The 293-nt window shown below is 45.4% G+C and carries 1 protein-coding gene; it reads right to left on the bottom strand.

Annotation, left to right across the window (positions count from 1 at the left end; translation table 11 throughout):
* Positions 1 to 293: Rib/alpha-like domain-containing protein (locus FC32_RS01565; protein ID WP_268871567.1), on the bottom strand; the 293-nt coding region annotated here is incomplete at both ends.

Raw genomic sequence — 293 nt, 5'->3', positions numbered from 1 at the left:
CCAACAGTTGTTGTCACATCTTGACCTTCTGGCGTGTACTTGTCTGCATCCGTTGTTGATGGTGTTCCTGTAACGATAACTTTCACTGGTACACGTTCACTTGATCCATCTGGATACTTCACAACTACTACACCGTCTTTGATGCCAGCTGTTGTTGTATCTACTGGGCTTTCCCATTCATACGTTGTTCCATCTGGCATATCTTCTTTATTCTTGATGCCATCGGAAGCTGATGGGTTACCACCAACAGTTGTTGTCACATCTTGGCCTTCTGGCGTGTACTTGTCTGCATC

The organism is Ligilactobacillus apodemi DSM 16634 = JCM 16172, from assembly GCF_001434405.1.
GTDB lineage: Bacteria > Bacillota > Bacilli > Lactobacillales > Lactobacillaceae > Ligilactobacillus > Ligilactobacillus apodemi.
This window is presented reverse-complemented; position numbering and strand designations above follow the sequence as displayed.